Genomic DNA, 18895 nt, shown 5'->3' with positions numbered 1-18895 from the left:
TATGGTTAATTTTTGGCTCGGAGGGGTGATGAACGTTATAGTACTATTAGTGTGTTTAATCGTAGCCTTAGTGATTTTAGTGCCTTTATTAGAGAAGTATCAGCAACGTATGGGGCTAGATAAAATGCAGAAATACAGCAAATATGTATTTCCGCTATTGATGGTAACCTTGGTCATCAAGTTTATATATATGCTGCTGGTTGAGTAATCTTTTGTAATACCGCTATTTACGACGCTTGATGTTTTGTAGCTTTAGCCAGCCAGGCTTTTGTGAGCGATTGAGCTCATTTAAAATAGTAGTCGCTTTTTCAATGGTGATCCGAAAGTCTGCAATATCTTTGTAGATCTGCACTGCAATTTTTTTTCGTTTGACTGCTGCACCTGCATCTAAAAACGATTCAAGAAGCTTACTTAAAAAGTGTGATATTGCAGAGCGCTCACGAGTATCATTATGCTCTTCAAGACGCAATTGCTGTTGTGCAAGTTTGCTTTTTATTTGACTCAATTCGGCTTGGCTATATTCACTTTGCGCATTTGGTAGATTTGCCAGAATGTCCACATGTTCCGCTAAGTACTGGCACTCAAGCACGCTCAGCTCCTCTTGCAGTAAAATTCGACTCAGTCCATGTCTAAATTCGGCTTGAGTAATATTATGGTGAGTTAAGCGCTCACAATGCTGATGGAACAGATGCCATTTTTGCCACATGTATACATACCCCAAACCCGCCCCTTTAATATTTTGCATACCAACGATAATTTGGTGTGTTTGAGGTAAGGCGAGTTGAGCAATGATTTGGTTCAAGCTATCTGGTTTAATATCACTGTTCTGAACTAAAGTACATTTGCGGGTTGCTAATTGCTGCGCGATGTCATGGGCAAGCGGTTTTTGTGTGGTGAGATCTTCACATGCTAAGAGCGACTGGGCCAACTCGTTTGCTTCAACCTTCTTAAACAGCAAATAATGATTCTGCGTTTCTAAGTCTAACTTGGCCTTCAAAGCGGAAATCTCAGAGGGTGATATGTCACTGCACTTGGGGGCAAACTTTTCAATTAAATCACTTAACGTTTGTGGCGATTGGATGAGGTTGAAACGTGTAAGTAGGGCATACAGAGCTTGTTTATCATTATTGACAAAAATGTTTTCTAACAGATTTTCTAGCGCGGTCAGAAAGTATTTAAAGAAGCCATCAATATTTGTACCGATAATGACAATCTGATCAAAGTGTAAGTCATTGGCAAGAATATTTGCAAACACCTGAGAGCGAGCAACCCTATCGTTTCTATTGTTGATAAGGGCAATAACTTGGCCGTTTTTTCCTTGTTCTACAATATTTAAGCGTTTCCAATTTTCGATGGTTGCCAGTTTTTCATTCGCCGACATACTATTAATAAAGGTCTGGCTAACGTGGCCATATTTTGCGGGAGTAAACTGTTGTAATACTCCCACATCAGGAATAACTCGTGATGCGGTTTCTTTGTACACATAATCCTTATTGATGCCAATGTACTGCGCCATTTTACAAACCAACGCGATGTTGTCAGGATGTTCAACATAGGGATATTTTGCAAGAATATCGGCGGTGATTTGGTAGCCATCCCCCCAGTGGTTTTGGATCAAAGAGGTATTCTTTTGTTCAGCCGCCAAATTGAGCACTGACGCCATGTTCTGCTCAGAGGTAAAAACTTGGGTATTGTAGCCAAGAAATGCCGACATTTCTTTGGCCACATCTAGTCCAGTTGGTCCCAAAATATCCTCATGATCTGGGTAAGCATTGGTAATGGTGGCAAAATTGTCTTTCATCCATCGCACAAGAATTTTTACGTATCTCGGTGTTAATCCCATACATTCCCATAAGAAAATGTCTGCTTTGACTTGTTTGGCAAAGTGCAGCACATCGGCTTGCTCCCAAATACTGGCTTTATCAAAAGGTCGAAAGAGTGGGATTTCATATTGCTCACCAGATATTTTGGAATAGATGAGCATGGCTTCACAGCCAGTTGTTTTACTGACAACTTTAAGCGCCATACTGCTAAAAAGTGCCGATTTAAGGCGTTCTGTACCTGATTTTCCTCGAGTACCCCAGCCACCGATTGATACCGGAATATGTCTTCTATTACGCTTGATTTTTTGGCTTGCGACAATGTGTCGCGTCCAAAAATAGCTGATAAATGCCAGCACAAAAAATACCAGTTGAGAGATGCTATTTTGGTAAATGGCATCCATGTATTCTTTGAAACTACTCCATATTGTCAGAAAAACAGAGGTGATATTGGTTCGATTGTAGAGACGGTGAATATCTTTAGGAACTGGAAACTGTGTCTCAGCTATATCTCCATAGCCAGTAAATTGCATGGTAAATCCCAATTGCTCGAGTGTTTCGAGGTACTTCTGCTGTTCAAGCTCATTGCCTTTACGCAGTTGATCAAATTCAGAAAACTGCCATGAAATGACCCAATAAGCTTTGAGACGTTGCCATAGTGTTGGCGGCGGTAACACCGATAGAATGCCATCTGGCGTGTAAGTTTTAGCGGCCTGTTTGTGATGATCGTTAATCAGTACGCTGAGCATAAAGTCTAACAGTGGTAAGTGAGGGCGACTCGATTGCTCTGTGATATTAAACAAAAGCTCTCCAGGCACTTTGGTTTCACTGATTTCAGCAGTGGTACAACTGGGTACATGAACATAGACACTGGGGTTTTTGGCCTTGGTATGTGAGTGGCTTTGCCTTTTATCTGTGCTTGGGTGTCTGATCTCATGAAGAATACGCCACAATCGACGCACCTGCTTATAACCCTGTTGGATCCGCCATCCGGTTTTTGTGCGGTTGGCGTTGAGACTCTGGCCATGCTGAGCGAGATAAGAAAGCGCCCGACCTAATTCATCCTGGGAGCAGGTAATTAATGTATCGCTTTGCTCATTCGCTTCAAGAGAAGCGTTGAGCTGAGCAACTAGCGCCTGATGGTAAAAGCTACTCAATTGCTCCCTAGCTCTTGTGATATACCGACACACTGCGATATTTTCTTCAGAGGCTAAACAAGCGTTGAGCGTGTCTATAAAGCGCTTAAAGCAAGCTTGTGGTTCTGACTCACCAAGCTGCATATTCAGCATGATCCTCGCACTTTGCTCAAGAGCCAAACGCTTTAAGGGTAATGGTTGCTTACTCATTAACGTTCGCTGCCACCAGTCAAATGAAAAATCATCCTGACAGAACCTATCAGCAGACAGCTGCTTGATTAGTGTAAATCGCACTGCGTTTTCAGTTTCTTGCTCGAACCGCTCCTTCAATAGTGACTTTGCAAACGTGTGAGGGTAAAACTCCACATACTCAATAGTGACCTGACGCACTCGAGGTAATACGTGTTTGCTCAGTGCTGTGAGAATCTTAAGGTCTTGCTCAGTGAGGGTGCTCTGGCTCACAAGTATTTTTGCAAAGGTACTTACTATGTAGAGTAATTCAGCATCGATTTTTGACGGAGAGTCGACTTCGTTGGCTTCGGCTAACATTGACCACATATATGCACGGCTAAATGTTGGGCGCTGATGAATGAGTAGTTCAAGAATGTCAACGACGGCTTGATATGGCATGTTGTCAGCTTCAAGAAACTCAATGAGCTTGGCTATCAGCTCACCATCTAGTTCAGGGTCGCCCTCTAGTTTGTTGAGCGTCGCGACCATATTTACCAACGCTCGGATTAAGCCGTGGCGAATATGCTGACTTTGGCTGTTGGCTAATAAGGTTAAACAAAATGGTTGCAAATCTAATCGCTGCCAAGCGCTTTCTAGGTTTGTCTGGTGCGTTTGTAGATAACGGTTTGTCAGCGTTCCAAGCTTGGCGATTAGAAACTTAATTTGTTGCCCCATTGTCGCTACTTGATGCTCATAACGAGCCACGACAGCACCTTCATCAAACCAACGTGAAAATGCTTTTTTATCTTGTGCTAGCATTGACTTAGTGGCACCTAGCTCTTTGGCATACGCTAAAATGTGGAGGGCTTTTTCCGCTGCAAATTCGGATTTAGCGATCCTTTGTACAAAGCTGGTATGGGAGACATCTAGCTGCAATATTTGCTCGTGTAGTGTCTCAATCTTATGCCTCAAAAAGGCAATGGATTGCAGGACGAGCCAATCGGTTTCATCTTCGCTTTCGGGACGATTATAGAGTAGCTCCCATGCACATAACTCATCAATTAAAGCATTATACTTATGTTGGTACAAATTAAGCCAAAACTGTTCAGTTTCGGCAAAAAATAAGGACTCTAATTGATTTTTTAACACATTACTGGTCATGTAAATCTTGCTCTAATAAATGGCCTAGCTGCAACGACTCAAAGACGATTTCATCATGCGCGTATGGCGCGAACCCTGTTTGTTGTAGATTGCCCAAATGGACTTGAAAACCAATTTGGTGAGTGTTGTTAAACCAATCTTGTGTCCATGTAAGGCTGAGCCAGCCTGCGGTATGTGTGCTAAAGTCAAAACCCGTTTGCCAACCTACCTGGGTCAAGTACTGCCAAGTCGGGTTTGGACGGTGTTGATCCGCAAATACGTATCTTGATGTCAGACCTAAACGGAAAATATGGCCTTCATGATATTGATTCCAATTAATTGAAAGTAACATATTATCAAAGGTTTGCCAGTCTTGATTAGATGTCAAAGTCGCACTGGAGTCAATATAACTATCGACCCAAGGTTGATAGCGTAGCCCTGCATGTGCTTGCCAACCGTGCCGGTGGTTGTTGCGGTAGAAGGTATACATATCAGGGCTAATTTGCGCATCGGCTATAAACTCATCTTTGTTGATACTGGTGTAAGTATAGAAAGGCTGCCACCACCAAATGCTTCTAAATCCCGAGTTATAGCGATGTATTTGTCCCAGTTTGCTAGATAAACGAGATGTGAGGTGACTGTCGCTTAACGCTGTGGAGTTTTGCCAGCGATTACGTAATTGAACCTCAGCAAACCAATTAGTGTACTGCGATAGCCAGTCATATTTGCCATTGATTGAAAATGTATCTTGATGATGATTATCTAAGGTATAAAACGTGTCTAGTCGATACCAATTATTTTCCTCTTTAAGCCTCAGCGAAAGGCCGAGATCTAAGGTGATGCGGTTGGGGGTTGGCTCTGTTGTTTGGACGATGTCATCACTATCAAATACTAAAAATCCGGCGATACCCATTTGGCTTTCATCCATTTCGAGGCGAGGATTTTGGTATGGCGTAAGCATCGCGTTAAGATCAGGGCGCACTTGTGTATTGAGATGTACCTCCGGTGTTGGAGTTAAGTTTACGCGTGATAGTGTGGGACTTAAAGACCAAACTGACATCCGCACGAGTGCAGCGGCACCTGTCGCGGTGAGGCTTACTTGCCCCGCAGGGTGGAAGTAATTGGCCTCTTTTCTCGTTCCATTTTCCATGCTTTCGATTTTTATTAAGCTATCTTGCGAAAGCGTTGCAGTGACAGGTGTCTGTTTATCTGAGCGATAAAAAATTTGGCGAGTATCTAATTCAATATCATGCCAGCGGCCTTCACTGTAATACTGGGGAGTGATCCCGACCATCTGCCCAGAGATTGGGTTTAGCCAGCGTAATTGTATGTGACTCGCTCTGGCTTCATCCGGTTTAATACCATGAGTAAAAGTCTCACCGGCCTGTAACGTTAAAACCGTGCCAGAGCCATGGCCAATAAGTTCAACTTGGGCGGGCGGTGTACTGACTTGCATCGCATCGGAAAAGCGCAATGTGATGCGAGTTTGCAAGTGTTGATACTGTGTAAAGTCAATGGTCAGTAGCTCATTTGCACGAAGCTGTAACCCTGAAAGCGGGGTTTGTGTGAGATGGGCTGTGATTTGATCTGCATAACTTTTTGCTAAGTCGGCTTCAGTGCTAACTTTTTGAGTCCCAAGGTAACTTGTATATTGCTGGACTGGACGCCACTGCCCATAGCGCAGCAGGCGAGCATATAATGCTTGATGCGTGATATTGTCAGTTAAGCTTGTGTGTAAGCGCTGTAGCGCTGAGTGATATTGCTCATTGTTCAGCGTTTGTTGGCTTAAATGGTATAGGGCGTTTACCGCGACTTCTATTACTGAAAATTCAGCACTGACAATGGATTGAGCATCACTGATAAGTTTCACGGCTTGGTTATCGACAGGGGGTGCTGCCGCCAATGGTGGTGTTATCTGAATATCAAGGAAAAGTTCACTATTGCTAAATAAGTGGATACTTTCTCCCGCCGCTAAGTTTATCTGCTGTCGTGTGGCAATAGACAAGCGAGTATTGTCAGACTGTAACTGCATATTAGCAGGAATATCGGCATAGACAGGCAGTAGATTTATTGCTTTATCCTGCTGGTAATATAGCCATTGCGTATTTTTATATTGTTGCCCCTGAAATGCTGTGCGTGCGCTTACTTTCAAAGTAAGGGGGGTATTTGCTGTTAACTGTACCGCTTCACCTCGATCTACACGATATAATTGCGTTGGTTTGTCTATGGTATGGGCAAGGTGCTGACCATGATGGCTTAAACTATATTGCGGTGAACTAATCTGATTAGATTGAAGTGTAGCGAGTAGCTGAACTTGATGTTGTGCCAATGACATTGTCTGACTCATCCACAGCGCTTCTTGATGCGCGCCAGATTGTATCAAGTAATCTAATTCAATGTTGTCACATTGATACTCAGTGATATAGGGGCTATACCCCGCACATAGCCCAGCTGCTTGTATATAATCTGTTGCTTCCACGTAGTGTGTCAGTAATGTATTGGCAGCATATTTCTTTAGCATGTCTGAATTGCTCAGTAGCAGTGACTTTAATAGTAACTCAGCATTTCCAGTGCGCGCCAATTGGCTCAACACATCAATATTAAGCTGCCATGCGAGCAGGGTAACTTGTTCGTTATAGCCATTAAGAAAGGGTTTAACTTTAGCCAATGTCTGTATCGGTAATGTGCTCGCCTGCATGCGCAGCTCAATAAGTGATTTGGTCGCATGAAACTGTGCAGCGCTAGTTAGCCCTAGATTTAGCGTTGGTGGTCTCAGAGTTGTCAAAGAGAGATTGTAACTGTTAGCTCTATTGTTCCTGTTATGCGTCAATAATCGACTGATAAACTCACTACTACGTAAGCCTTCTTGAGTCATCGCGTTAAACTTAGGAAATGGTTGTAGTCTATTTACCGCAAGTGCAACGTCACGCTTTAGTATGCTTCCTTGAACGGTTATGAATGTTGAAGCCGGATGGATAGGGAGCGTTAAGCGTTGAAAATGCGCACTTGGTGAAAGGTGTAGTCTGTACTGGTCATGCTCTGTGTGTAATAGCAACTGCTGCTGCTGCGTTGCACGAACAAAGACGGTGACGGCATTGTCGATGATAGGGATGTCATCAAGATGATAAGTGAGCGTACTTGAGGATTGCGTATAGGCAATATGTTGACTTCCAGTGACCAATTTAACATCATCGGTTACGCTACGACTACCCAACGTGACGGCGACGTTCGCTGCTTGGGTGATGAGTTTGTTTGGACTACTTGGGGAGACAAAGCTGAGTGAAGAGGTAATACCCCTCATGGCTTGCTTTCTCGCAATTGTTAGCACTGAGTCAGTAGCTGCTGTCTCAACATCGGTTCGGTCATTGCTAAAATACAAGCGCTGAAGTTGACTATCTAATTGTTGGCTCCAGTACGGATTAAAAAGAGTCTCTAGTTGTTTTTGCCCAGCATTGTCATCAAATATCCCACGGTGCATTTGCACTACATTGAGGTAGACAGGTACAGAGCTTGTTATAGTTAAGTAGCTGCCTTGTGGTACTGCGATATAGTCTTGGTTAACTAGTCCTGCTTTTGGTTGTAAGTACTCAGCTGCATGTAGATCTGAAACAGAAATACGACTAATCACTTTACCATTTACCTTCACAGTCACGATACCGTTTTGGATTACTTCATGGAGATCCTTTCGCACTGTTATTTTTAACTTTTTAGCTTGCGTAAAAAAGACTGTGGTCTTGTCGGTTGGTGCAAGGTGATACCACCTCTGCGTACTCTGAGCGATTTTCAATACCTTAGTATCTAGACCTGGCAATGCTAAGGCGCGCCTAAAGGGATCGCGATGACGATGTACATTACCTTGCCAAAGAGCCAATGATTGTGCTTGCTGGCCATGATAAGTCACCTCAATTAAACGATGTTGCCGAGCACTGCCAAGTTGACATCGCTGTTCCACACACAACCACTGTGTTTTATCAATTTGACGCAGAAGCTTTGGTGTTTCGCCTATCCTAAATTGAAAGTTGTCAAGCGCCGCAGGCTTGATCACGAGCCAAGCATGGGCGGGCAGGGCTAGCCATTGACTTTGCTGTGGCTCAAAATGACGCTGAGCACTTGCTTGAAGGTGTGCCATACGTTGCAAGTCTATCCACTGTACACCAGTTTGCACAGCAACTTCTTCTGCGAAGGTGAGCTTGGCAAAGAGCAGTAAAGTGATTAGATAAGTGATCGCACGCATGAATTAAATTGCTCTAGCTGTTGATTATTTTTAGTTAATTGCTTTCTTACTTGATAGCTTAGTTCAATATGGATAAAGCTATATTTGGGCAGATCTAGTTGATGTAAAATATTTTTTGTACCACCGAGCTCTTTAACCTCTTGCGGATATACCATCACGCGATAACCTTCTTTGGCTAAACAGGTCTTTAAGTTCCACAGCGCGGCATTATTTTGTTTTCCTTGGCTGAGTATAATGTCACTGCTTCGACCGGCATCAGTTTTACGTTTCTTTTTACTAAATCCATGAATTTGAAATATCTTTGCGTCTTTGGAGGCTAACATGAAAGCAACAATAGCGGCACTGTGTAAGTTATTGTGCTGTTTTGCATAATCCATTGATTGTTGAGTGTCATCACGGTCGTATCTATGTTTGGTATTCGCCAGTAGCAATTGGCACGTGCTTTCAAATAGAGACTGCCCGATGACTAGAGTATGTTTATCATGAAAACGGTGTGGTACAGATACAACACATGGCAGACGTTGTGGTGCGTAATAGAGTTCACCGTGCTGCTCACCGCTTTGCTTTGGCATTAAGTGAAACTGTTCACGTGACTGCACCAGCTGCCACCCATTGAGCGCTTTAGGTTGAATAAGCCACTGCTGCATCGTTGTACTATTTGGTACGGCCGCGCTTGCAGGTAAAATATATAAAAAACAGATCAAAAAATAAATGTTAATGTGTTTCATGCTGCCACCAATTTAGTGTTGAGTTTGGATGGAGGTGCGCCTCTATTACACTTATCCAGACATCATCAGAGAAGGAGAGTGCCAGTGTGTGCGGCTCCTTTATATCATTGAACAAAGGTAAAGTTATACTTGGGTACTCTACTAATTCACTATATTCGGGATTAAAAAACAATCTGCTTGCATCATTACCTGAATGTAAAACATAGTGTTTATTGGTAATAGTGTACTCAGTGCTAGGTATAGAAAGTTTGGTGCTATCTAGTGTGGTTTTCACTCTAATTTCTTCTCTAAAACCAGTACTAAAGACTTTGATGATAAAAGCCGAAGGTCGAGTATCAACATCACCAATAGCAAGCCTTAGCGGGTCTGACTTATCGACCTTATACACTCTTACCTTGCGTAGTGTGCGAGGAGATCCTTTATTGATGTAGAGTGCTTGTATTGAGCTTTCTTGCCGTTCAAGCTTTAGCGTTTGTAAAGGCGCTTCAAATAGCTTAGGTTTACTTGTTTGTTTCACAATGACGCTGGTGGGGTAGCCGGTTGTATCCGCCAGAGTATAGAGCTCTGAGTGTGTTACTGCTCGATATTCAAATTCTTTATTAGGTACATCGGTGTCAAAGTACGCTTGCTGTATTGGCACCAAGACAATATCCGAAACCGGCAAAATATGGTCTAGATTTTTTGTCGCGTATTGTGGCAAGGGGCTTGGGATCTCGGGAGGTGCTTCAAATAAACGCACCGCGGTGATCTGCTCGTGAGAATGAAAGAGGTAATGATTGTCTGCTTTTTGACTAAACCACGCATCAACCCCTTGATAAGCCGTGTCGGTCGGATTGCAAATGGTTTCGCAGCGATGTCTTACATAATTGAAGCTAGGGCTACGAGTTTGTAATTTCACCATGGCATTGTCTGCTTCTACCCTAATTTTATTCACTTTGTTAGGAAGAGTTAAATAGCGCTTCTCTTCTTGTGTGATAGGTAAGCGCTCTGTTGACTGCGTGATCAGTCGGTCGTATAAAGACAGGGCTGCCGCTGCGTTAAATGCGTATTTTCCCACCTCTTTGTCATTATGTAACAGGTAAAGAGTGATCTGTGTCCCCGCTGGGGCACGCCAGTCAAGAGCAATCTCACTGTTTGGGGTGACATAATAGTACACTGGTAAATCAGCTCGCAGGTCATAATAATAGCTGTGTAGCAAAGGTGTTGGGTCGACGTCATTACTAAATACACGTACATTAGTTGGCGCATTGGCACTGATTGTTACCAGCCCTGTGGGCAAATTGCTGAGCTTTAATTTACCTGATGTGGTGAGTGTTGGGTGGAGCTGGCTGGGCGCGCTTATTTGTCTTAAGTCATGCCACTCTAATTCAAGTTTTGCGTCTTCAAAGTTGTCTACTGTGTATGCTTCCCCTTCAAAAACCCGAAAGCTCAATTTCATCTTTTCGGATACGTGTAAGTTATCTAGATTCTGCTGTGCAGAGAAATCATGGTTGAGTACGTTGTAGGGGAGCGACTCATAGAGCAAGTCTGCACGAAAGTCGATATTCGGCACCCCTTGTGGAGCTAGCTTTTGCCAATCCAGCATAACGGAATTATACCTTTCTTCATTGGTTAGCGCATTTTCACCAATGGTATGGTAATTAGTCATGCGTTCTCGCCACTCTGTTGGCCTTTTCAACCATGCCTTTGCAGGATCAGTTATGCTATTGCTAGTTTGGGCATGGACGCGAACCACCACGCCCTTTAGTTGTGGATCCTCTGGAATTAATTTGAGCGTAACGCGACTGGCTTGCTGTAACTCTTCCTTATTGAGGTAAAAAGATTGCCCTGATGATACCGCCAAGGCTTCTCTATTTTCTATGAGCTGTTTAATTTGTTGCTCTGCATCATTTGCAGCGACCTTAGCTGCATGATGGTAAACCCCATGATAAACCAAGGAATTTCGGGCATCCAACAAGCGATATTCGATAGCATAATTTACCGGTGTATCATCACTTGGGGAGGACTCAAATATACCATTTGATAGCACTCTTACCGACATAGTACGAGAAGGTGAAAAGGAAAATGTCAGTGGTGCATCAGTATTTAGCCAGTGCACATTAGAGCGGATATTAAATAGCGTTGAGGTGTTTGTTGGCTCCGCGGATTTTAGCCACACATAAACATTAAACCCTTGCCACATGGCTGCAAACAGAAGCGCGATTAAAATCAAAAGACGTAAGGCAAGGTTAATCCAATACATAACGTCCCTCTTGTACTGCTGCGCTATAACGGATGATATCTATGACTTTGTTTCGCCTTGGAAAGTAGAGCGCCAATATCAATCCATCTCGTGTAAACATAATGCCAAGCTCAGTGTTTCGCTGCGCAATAAAAGCATGTAGTTGGCAGGTATTTTGTCGAGCACATAATGCACTGAGAGCCGGTAAGTGCTGCGAATGCGTGTATTGTTTTGTGGCACTTTGCAAGGCGTCGATAAATAAGGCGTCTGGGTCATGCCAATCTGTCGGAGAAAGTGTCAGCAAATCAACCTTTTTGAGAGTTGGAGAATGTGATATTGCCAACAAGCGCTGTGCTAACGCATCGTCAGAGACGGCAAAATTTGACTTAAAGTCTGATGCTAACCACAGTGCAGCAAGTTCGCTGTTGGGGGCAAACAGTTGATAGCCAGATTGAGGAGTGGTTCCCAGCTCTAGCCCTCTTGTGGCGCGTTGACCCATGACAGTTTGTGTGTTCACGCCCAGCTTTTTGAGTGCGCGTTTTAACTGGCTGAGTGTTTCATTGTGAATGGGATTAGGTGTTGTAAATTGAAAAGCCAATGCTGAGGGTCTAATGCTTGATGGCGCGCTATGACTACGGATCTGTAAATTTAACAATGGTTTTTCATAGAAGTAGCGTTGGGCACTTTGGTAAACTACGTTGAATAACGAACGGATATTATCAGCGGCCATCACATTTGCCTCTACACTGGTATATGGATGAGCGCCCGCGATAGCAAGTAGCTTTGCCTGCGTGGAAATAAATAGTTGAGTAGAAAAGCCAAGCGTATTGCTCTCGAATAAGGGTCTTGGCACTGCAATTGTCAGAGCGGGTTTTGCGAGCACAGCAATAAAATAAATTCCTTGTCCTAATTCATAAGCTTGGTTATTTTCAAGTGGTGAAATAACGACAAATTGCCCTTGTGCACTGTCAATCAGCGCCAGTTGGTATTGGAGTAAATTTGCAATGCGGTTAATTTGGCTAAGCCTAACTTTAAAAGTGTTAGGTGTGGCTACGATATCTGGATTTTGTGTGATGGCAAACAATGGCCTCAACACTTCGTATTCCCAAAGTGCAGCACTGGTATCACTAAGAGGACTGAACGCTCCACTGCCTTTGGCGCTAATATGAGGTGAGAATTCATCGATGAGTGTATGGATGGGAGTATCTATAGTCTTAATCTCATCCTCCGTTATACCAGCATTTTGCATTCCATAAGCGCTAAGCAATGTTGAATAGCTATCCGAGCTAAGATAGGCCTCAATCATTGCGCCTTGGAACTGCTTATGTGGCAGAACCGTGGTCGCAGCAGTACCAAAATAGCTTTGCTGGATCCCCAATAGCGAGGCCAATTCTGATTGTTGAACCGAGGCTGGTACGGTATTGAAAATCCACATTTGTTTACTATCTTTTAACTTGTGGCTGTGCATCATCTGACTAACCTGACGGTTAATTTCTCTCAGTTGAATGACTTCAGACGATGACATGGCAATAAAAAAGTCGTGGAAAAATTCACTTTGTTTGCTTTGGTTATCACTGTTTTGTATAGACTTGGCATTACCAAATGCCATGCCGCTACTTTGCCAATAAGAAAACAAAAGATGTGCAGCTTCGCTTGCTAAGCGTTCAGTTGTGGGGTAAGGAACGCTGATTATATGATTTTTCTTAGCTGCTAGGTTAATGATAAACAAACCTCTTTTATAATTCTCCTGGGTGTCTTTTATTACCAATAACGCTGCGGTTTGTTGTAGTGAAAAACCCGCCTGTTGTAACAAAGCCGCCGCTTTTACAAAAGATGACTCGCTATTTTCTTTGAGTAGTATAATGGCCTGTTTAAATTGATTTCTCTGTTGCTCAGTGACGTACTGACTGACATTGATGTCGGTGGCACTTTGAGTATAAAGCTGACTCTTGTAGTCACTGACTACTTGATTCAAAGAAATATCTTCTATCTGTGAGACCACCGCGGAGCGTTCACTTTTTACAAATAAGCTTGGGATCACCATAATGGCAAAGCCGATACAAATCGCAATTAAACCGCCGACAATGGATGTTTGAAATGTTGCCCGCAACACCAAACCTAAGGCATTTTTTTGGTAGATTTTCAGCGCAAGCAAGGTCGATAACATATAACCAAAAGCAAAAGTATCTGTTACTTTGATGCTAGGAAAGTAAGCGACAACGGCATAATTTAAAAAAAGTTTGTAGAAAAAACCAAGGTTGAAAAAGAGTAGCATCAACCTTGCGCCCTCAATATTAGCATGCTTTAAGCGCGTGAAATTTAAAATGAAATAACCAAGCGTCAGTATAATCGCTGTTTCGGCAAAAGAAGTGAGTAGTTTTGTTGGTTGCATGAGCTGTAGAGCCAATAAAGCTGGCAGCATAATGCCATTAAATTCCCAGCCATACTTTAGGTTAGCACGCGAAGCGATAAAGGCTGTGATCACCAATATAATATAGGCTTTAGGCGCGGCGATAATAGAAGCAGCAACAGCTTCATACATTACTGCTAGGTTTGCGATACTAAAGTTAGTGAAGGTCATAAGACCAAAGCGGATGACTACATAAGTGACTACAAGCTGGATTGCGGTTACTTTGATGCCATATCTAAACCCGCCATTCCACATAACGTTTGCTGTCAATGCGATAATGATAAGGCCTAGGCTGTATAGCTGAGCTGCATAGTCAAAGGTAATATCCCACTGCAAAAAGTAGCTTGCGACTTGAGGCCAAAAAAGCACATCCATACTGACACGTACGAGAATGCTAAGGAGTACAATGGCAAAAAACCTATCTCTGCCAAACATTTCTGCGTAGCCAAAGCGCTCAACTAGGGTTTTGGCAAAAAACCGCATTAACCCATATACTACAATGGCTTCAATAATAATTACCCAAGCAGAAGTAGGGCTGACGATAAATAACGGCACCAAATAGCCCGGCACTACGAGTCCCGTTAATGGAAAGCCAAACCTAAGATTAAAAAAGGCAACCACTGCTATGCCTATCCACACACAGGTGATAACCGATTGACCGAGTCCACCAGCGCTTGGAAATAGAGCGAGTGACCAGTCCACTACTGTTCACCCCACTTAAGAAACTGTACTTGGTCGTCTGATGAAAATTGTCGCGATAGTTGGGTTACAAACTCAGTACGATCATCGACTTGCTGAAGCAACTCCCCTAAGTCAATAAATTCAAATAAAACCCCACTGGTTTCGAAGGGAGCGCTTGTATTAAGCCCTGTAGAGCCTTTAACAAGGGTACGGATACAGAGTAGGTATGTATGATTATCGAGATAAATGGGCAGCACCACCTTGCCGCGCTGCAAAGTTAAATAGCGTAATTTCCCTTTTGCCACTTCGTTATCCATTGAGGTACAAAAGCACAATAGATCAAGTGCAGACATATCAAAAACTGATAGTCCATGACGCCTAGCAAATTGCTCTAAAGACTCGTTTACCTGCACTATCTGACCAAACAAATTATATAAAATGCTGGCGCTTTGTAGCTGGTTAAAGACATGCTCAAGCGAAGTCAATTTTTGATCCATCTCGCTCACTGCATCTTTGATTTTATGACTCAATGGTGCTTTAAGTGAAAACGTTAAGGCGCGAGCCAGCATACCTTTTTGATTTTTACGTTCGGTCGTAAATACTTTATAGTGAAAAAGCAGCTCACCAATTTGATGAGCAAACAGGTTCACATTTTTAATAAAGGCTTGTTCGTCAAAGTGTTTTTGAGGTATTACCGTTAACGCCCAAAACCCTCTAATATCTCCTGCATACATTAAAGGGGCGATATATTGTTGTTCATTTTCAGCCAGATCTTTAAAGAATACCCGGGTAATTTTAATCGTACCAGACGCCTTTATTGCATCGGAATAGGGAACTCGCTCGTAATCACGTCGCATCTCGACAATGTCACTTAGCTGACAATTAAGTGCACGTACCTCCGAAACACGGTGATCTCCTTCAAGGCGGGTAAGAAAGATACTTTTATCTAAATTTAGTTGCTGGTTTACAAGCTGAATGATGCCATCCCAAGGTTCTGGGTGTTCAAGAAAGTGACGCGGCAGGTAGCGCCCTAACATCCGCTGCTGGATCAACGTGATAATTGATTGCAGGTTTTCTTCTTCCGACCATTTCAATGAAATGAAAACCCACAATAGAGTTGACCATATTAGCGTGATTAGTTCGCCTATTGGTAATAAGACTGCATACCAATAGTGGGCAGCGAACCCCAAGATCAGTAGCAGCCCACTCATACAGGCTGCGATTAGCACATTGATTAGCGTTGTATTTCTTTGATACCAAACTAGAAGTAGTAATGTGGCTATGAATACAAAAGTGATAACAATGCTTTTGTCTAACGGTTTTATAAAACTATTAGCAGCGAAGTTGTTGGCGATGAAAGCTTGCAGGTAAACTGGAGGAAGTGCCTTATCAGTAAAAGTGCGAGGAGCGTTAAGTAAAGCAAACGGAGAGTATTGCGCAATTAAGACAACTTTATCAGTAACTTGAGAAGCAAACACATCACCATTTAATACTCGTTCAGCGGTAAACTTTGGCAGGGAATAATAAGATAAAGAGTAATCTATGATTTTGTTTTGGTAGGTTCCATGCTCAGGAAAAAGCACGTCCCATAGTACATCACACGGCTGTGGTGGAGGGATAATACTGACCGCGCTGCCATACCAGTTTTGAGTCTCTGGTAAGCATAGGTTTGGGTTATTAAGAGGATAGTAAACAGCATCATGCTTACTGCCTGTGTCTTGTGCTAAAGCTACATCGGAGTACACCACAATACCTTTCGGGTCATATGCAGACAAAGTATTGATTAGTGACTCATGTTGCTGCTGTAAGTTTTTTGCCTCAATGACAACAATCTCTGTGGCTTGTGTTTTATTAAATTTGGAAAACCATTGTAATCCAAACAGATTGATCTGCTTGTAGACGCCAGTAAATGAAAGCAATGCTAAAAATGCAAATAAACCAAGAAATAGCCAAAACTCGCGCTGGCGTCTTACAAAGCTTATTTGGCTGAAAATAGACATGTATAATTACTCTTTTACTGCTGACTAAAAGTAAGCACCAATTCGGTTGGAGACGGGGTCGTTATTTTAATAAACTCTAATCCATGAATACCCCCGCTTTGCCATTGATTATTGGTAAGAGAAAGTGAGCGTTGCCAAGAGATCATCGCGACATCATCTAAAAAGAGTGCACTTTCGCCACTTGTAGGTGGCGTCATAGACAACCCAAATTGCACGCCTCTTGCCGGCAAGTTTTCATCGCCTAATGTAACTGAATCATCAGGAAGCGTTATGTCTTGTTGAAATACCTGCCAGTCGTAAGTGCCAGCAGGTAATAATTCAGGAGTGGACTCAGAAAATAGTAGGCTGTCCTCAGATGTCAAAATACGAATATCGGCATTAAATCTCCCTGCATTATTGCCCTTTGCATAGCCGTATAAAGTAAGTTCATGATAGGCCTGAGCTGTGCTTGGAGCAGGGGTAATGGGCATAGTACGAATAGTATGTTTGAAAGGAACTCGTGTTGCTGTCTCATCGAATTGTGTTCGCTGTAAACACAAGCCTTGAACACCACGATATTTTCCAACTAGACAAGGATAAGTATCGTCAGACTCGATAAGCCATCGTGATACTTCGCCTGTTTCAGCGTCGTTATCCCAATCTTCAAAGTCACCGAAAAAGAGTAAATCACGACCAAGAGTTAGCTGTGCCTGAGATTGATTTAGTGCGATGCGACTTACATATTCTGAGCTTTGCGCATATTGGCGCAAGTCAATAATGTGCTCACCTGCAGCTACAGAAATAACACGTTGCTGAGTGGTTTCTACTATTGATGGGGTATCAAAGTTCACTTCCGCAAAGCCTGAATGCAATGAGATACCAACGTCAGGAGAAGAAAACTCTGCAATACGCTTGAGTAGCGCATTTGCAAGATCGCCACTAACTAGCTTGGGAGTATAGTCTTCTAAATACACAGGATAGGCTTTTATTGCGTCTATTTTTGGTTCTCCTGCTGTTTCAAGTTCGACAATAGTGATTAGCCCTAAGAAGGTTTCAAGTCGGTTTTGCTCAAATACAAAGTTGCCTAACCCCAATATTGCAGGAACCCCGTTATATAAACCGAAGCCCTGAGCGACATGTGGATGGTGGGCTATCATTAAATTTGCACCACTGTTCGAGACTACATCGAAGCGATTTGCAATATAAGCGGTTGGGGCGTAGGAGTATTCATCTCCACCATGCAGCTGAGCAACAACAAAGCGACCGTCATTGCTTGCTTGGTTGACGCTTTCTCTTATGGCTGTGGTGTCGGTTAGATCAGCGGCTCCCCCTTTTTGATCTGAGGCTACGTAAGTGATGGTATGTTGATCGCCCGTGATAGAGGTGGCCGAGATAAAATCTATGGTCGTTTCCCCCAGCGTTAAGCTGTATGGCGCTAGGGCTGACTCGGTATCGTTTCCTGCGCCACTGTGGCTTAAGCCTGCTTGCTCAACATAGCGGATGGTATCGCTAAGTCCCTGTGCTTGATAGTCATACACGTGATTATTACCCAGTGCGACATAATCAATACCAAGATCGTTTAAAGCTACTAACGAGGCTGGTAAACTGAAAAATGCAAACTCTTTACTCGGGTGAACCGTTGTTGGATTTTGGAGAATGGGTGACTCAAGGTTTACCGAAGCAAAGTCGACACTGTTAAACAGCGCAGGCATATATTTCACTAGCGCTTGGGCATCAGCTCCGGCGCTTTGGGGTTGGATAAGTCCGTCGCTGGTGCTTGGCAACGAATTGCCCATCGTAATGAGTGAAGGGTTAAAGTAGCGACGGCCAAACATTGTGTCACCCGCGAATAAAAGCGTTTTTAAAGAATCTGAAGACGGCTTTAGCTGCAACTCTATGGTTTGTGGGTCACTATGTTGATTTGCAAAAGTAAATACCAAAGGTAAATAGTCTGGGTGCTGTATTGTCGCTACGTAGGCACCGAAAGGCAATGTGGCAAGATCAATTGTACCGTTTGCAGCAGAAGTAAATTGTAGGTTGTTAATGGTAAGCGTAGCGCCAGAGACAGCGTTACCGTCACGAGTTTGAATCTGAACACTTAGATTGGTCGCTTCATTGTCCCTGTCTTGTTGACTTTGGTCTTCGTTTTTATCTGTGTCAGAGGGACCCGTTTCATTGGGGTCTTCAACTGAACAAGCCGAAAGGGTGAGGAGTAACATCAGCGCAATTATCTTTTTCATTTTTATCGGCCTGCTTTCAAAAACGATACAATATCCAATTCTTTAGTATTGTATCTGTAACTGTTTAGCGGATGCAATCTTATGATGAAAATGTAAGCCACCAAATCAGGAGTTTAACAAATGTGGAAAAACACC

General features: G+C 43.0%; 8 protein-coding genes. 1 reads left to right on the top strand and 7 read right to left on the bottom strand.

Annotation, left to right across the window (positions count from 1 at the left end; genetic code table 11):
- Nucleotides 1-28 precede the first annotated feature (28 nt).
- The gene (locus EAG18_RS09830) at nucleotides 29-208 is read left to right on the top strand and encodes a hypothetical protein (RefSeq protein ID WP_125252210.1); all 180 of its coding nucleotides are present in this window, start codon (nucleotides 29-31) and stop codon (nucleotides 206-208) included.
- Between the two features lie 15 nt (nucleotides 209-223).
- On the opposite strand, the gene EAG18_RS09825 is transcribed toward EAG18_RS09830, so the two are convergent.
- Genes EAG18_RS09825 through EAG18_RS09795 form a run of 7 tightly spaced genes read right to left on the bottom strand, consistent with a single transcriptional unit; the run spans nucleotide 224 to nucleotide 18760 of the window.
- Nucleotides 224-4288 (bottom strand): poly-gamma-glutamate synthase PgsB, encoded by a 4065-nt coding sequence (locus EAG18_RS09825; protein ID WP_125252209.1) that lies wholly within the window; start codon nucleotides 4286-4288, stop codon nucleotides 224-226.
- Entirely contained in the window at nucleotides 4278-8501 is a 4224-nt protein-coding gene (locus tag EAG18_RS09820) for a hypothetical protein (protein WP_125252208.1), read from the bottom strand. Before EAG18_RS09820 ends, EAG18_RS09825 begins: the two co-directional genes overlap by 11 nt.
- On the bottom strand, nucleotides 8480-9229 hold the full coding sequence (locus tag EAG18_RS09815) for a hypothetical protein (protein WP_125252207.1): 750 nt from the start codon (nucleotides 9227-9229) through the stop codon (nucleotides 8480-8482). Before EAG18_RS09815 ends, EAG18_RS09820 begins: the two co-directional genes overlap by 22 nt.
- Nucleotides 9216-11471, bottom strand: coding sequence for a hypothetical protein (locus EAG18_RS09810; RefSeq protein WP_125252206.1), 2256 nt, complete (start codon nucleotides 11469-11471; stop codon nucleotides 9216-9218). Before EAG18_RS09810 ends, EAG18_RS09815 begins: the two co-directional genes overlap by 14 nt.
- Complete coding sequence (locus EAG18_RS09805) at nucleotides 11458-14562, bottom strand: poly-gamma-glutamate biosynthesis protein PgsC/CapC (protein WP_125252205.1); 3105 nt, start codon at nucleotides 14560-14562, stop codon at nucleotides 11458-11460. The genes EAG18_RS09810 and EAG18_RS09805 overlap by 14 nt, the downstream gene beginning before the upstream one ends.
- Complete coding sequence (locus tag EAG18_RS09800) at nucleotides 14562-16541, bottom strand: hypothetical protein (RefSeq protein ID WP_125252204.1); 1980 nt, start codon at nucleotides 16539-16541, stop codon at nucleotides 14562-14564. Before EAG18_RS09800 ends, EAG18_RS09805 begins: the two co-directional genes overlap by 1 nt.
- Nucleotides 16542-16555: 14 nt before the next feature.
- Entirely contained in the window at nucleotides 16556-18760 is a 2205-nt protein-coding gene (locus EAG18_RS09795; RefSeq protein WP_125252203.1) for a CapA family protein, read from the bottom strand.
- Nucleotides 18761-18895: the final 135 nt, after the last annotated feature.

It is taken from the genome of Pseudoalteromonas sp. J010 (assembly GCF_003934235.1).
Classification (GTDB): domain Bacteria; phylum Pseudomonadota; class Gammaproteobacteria; order Enterobacterales; family Alteromonadaceae; genus Pseudoalteromonas; species Pseudoalteromonas peptidolytica.
The sequence above is the reverse complement of the archived record's forward strand: the minus strand, read 5'-3'. Positions and strand labels throughout refer to the sequence as shown.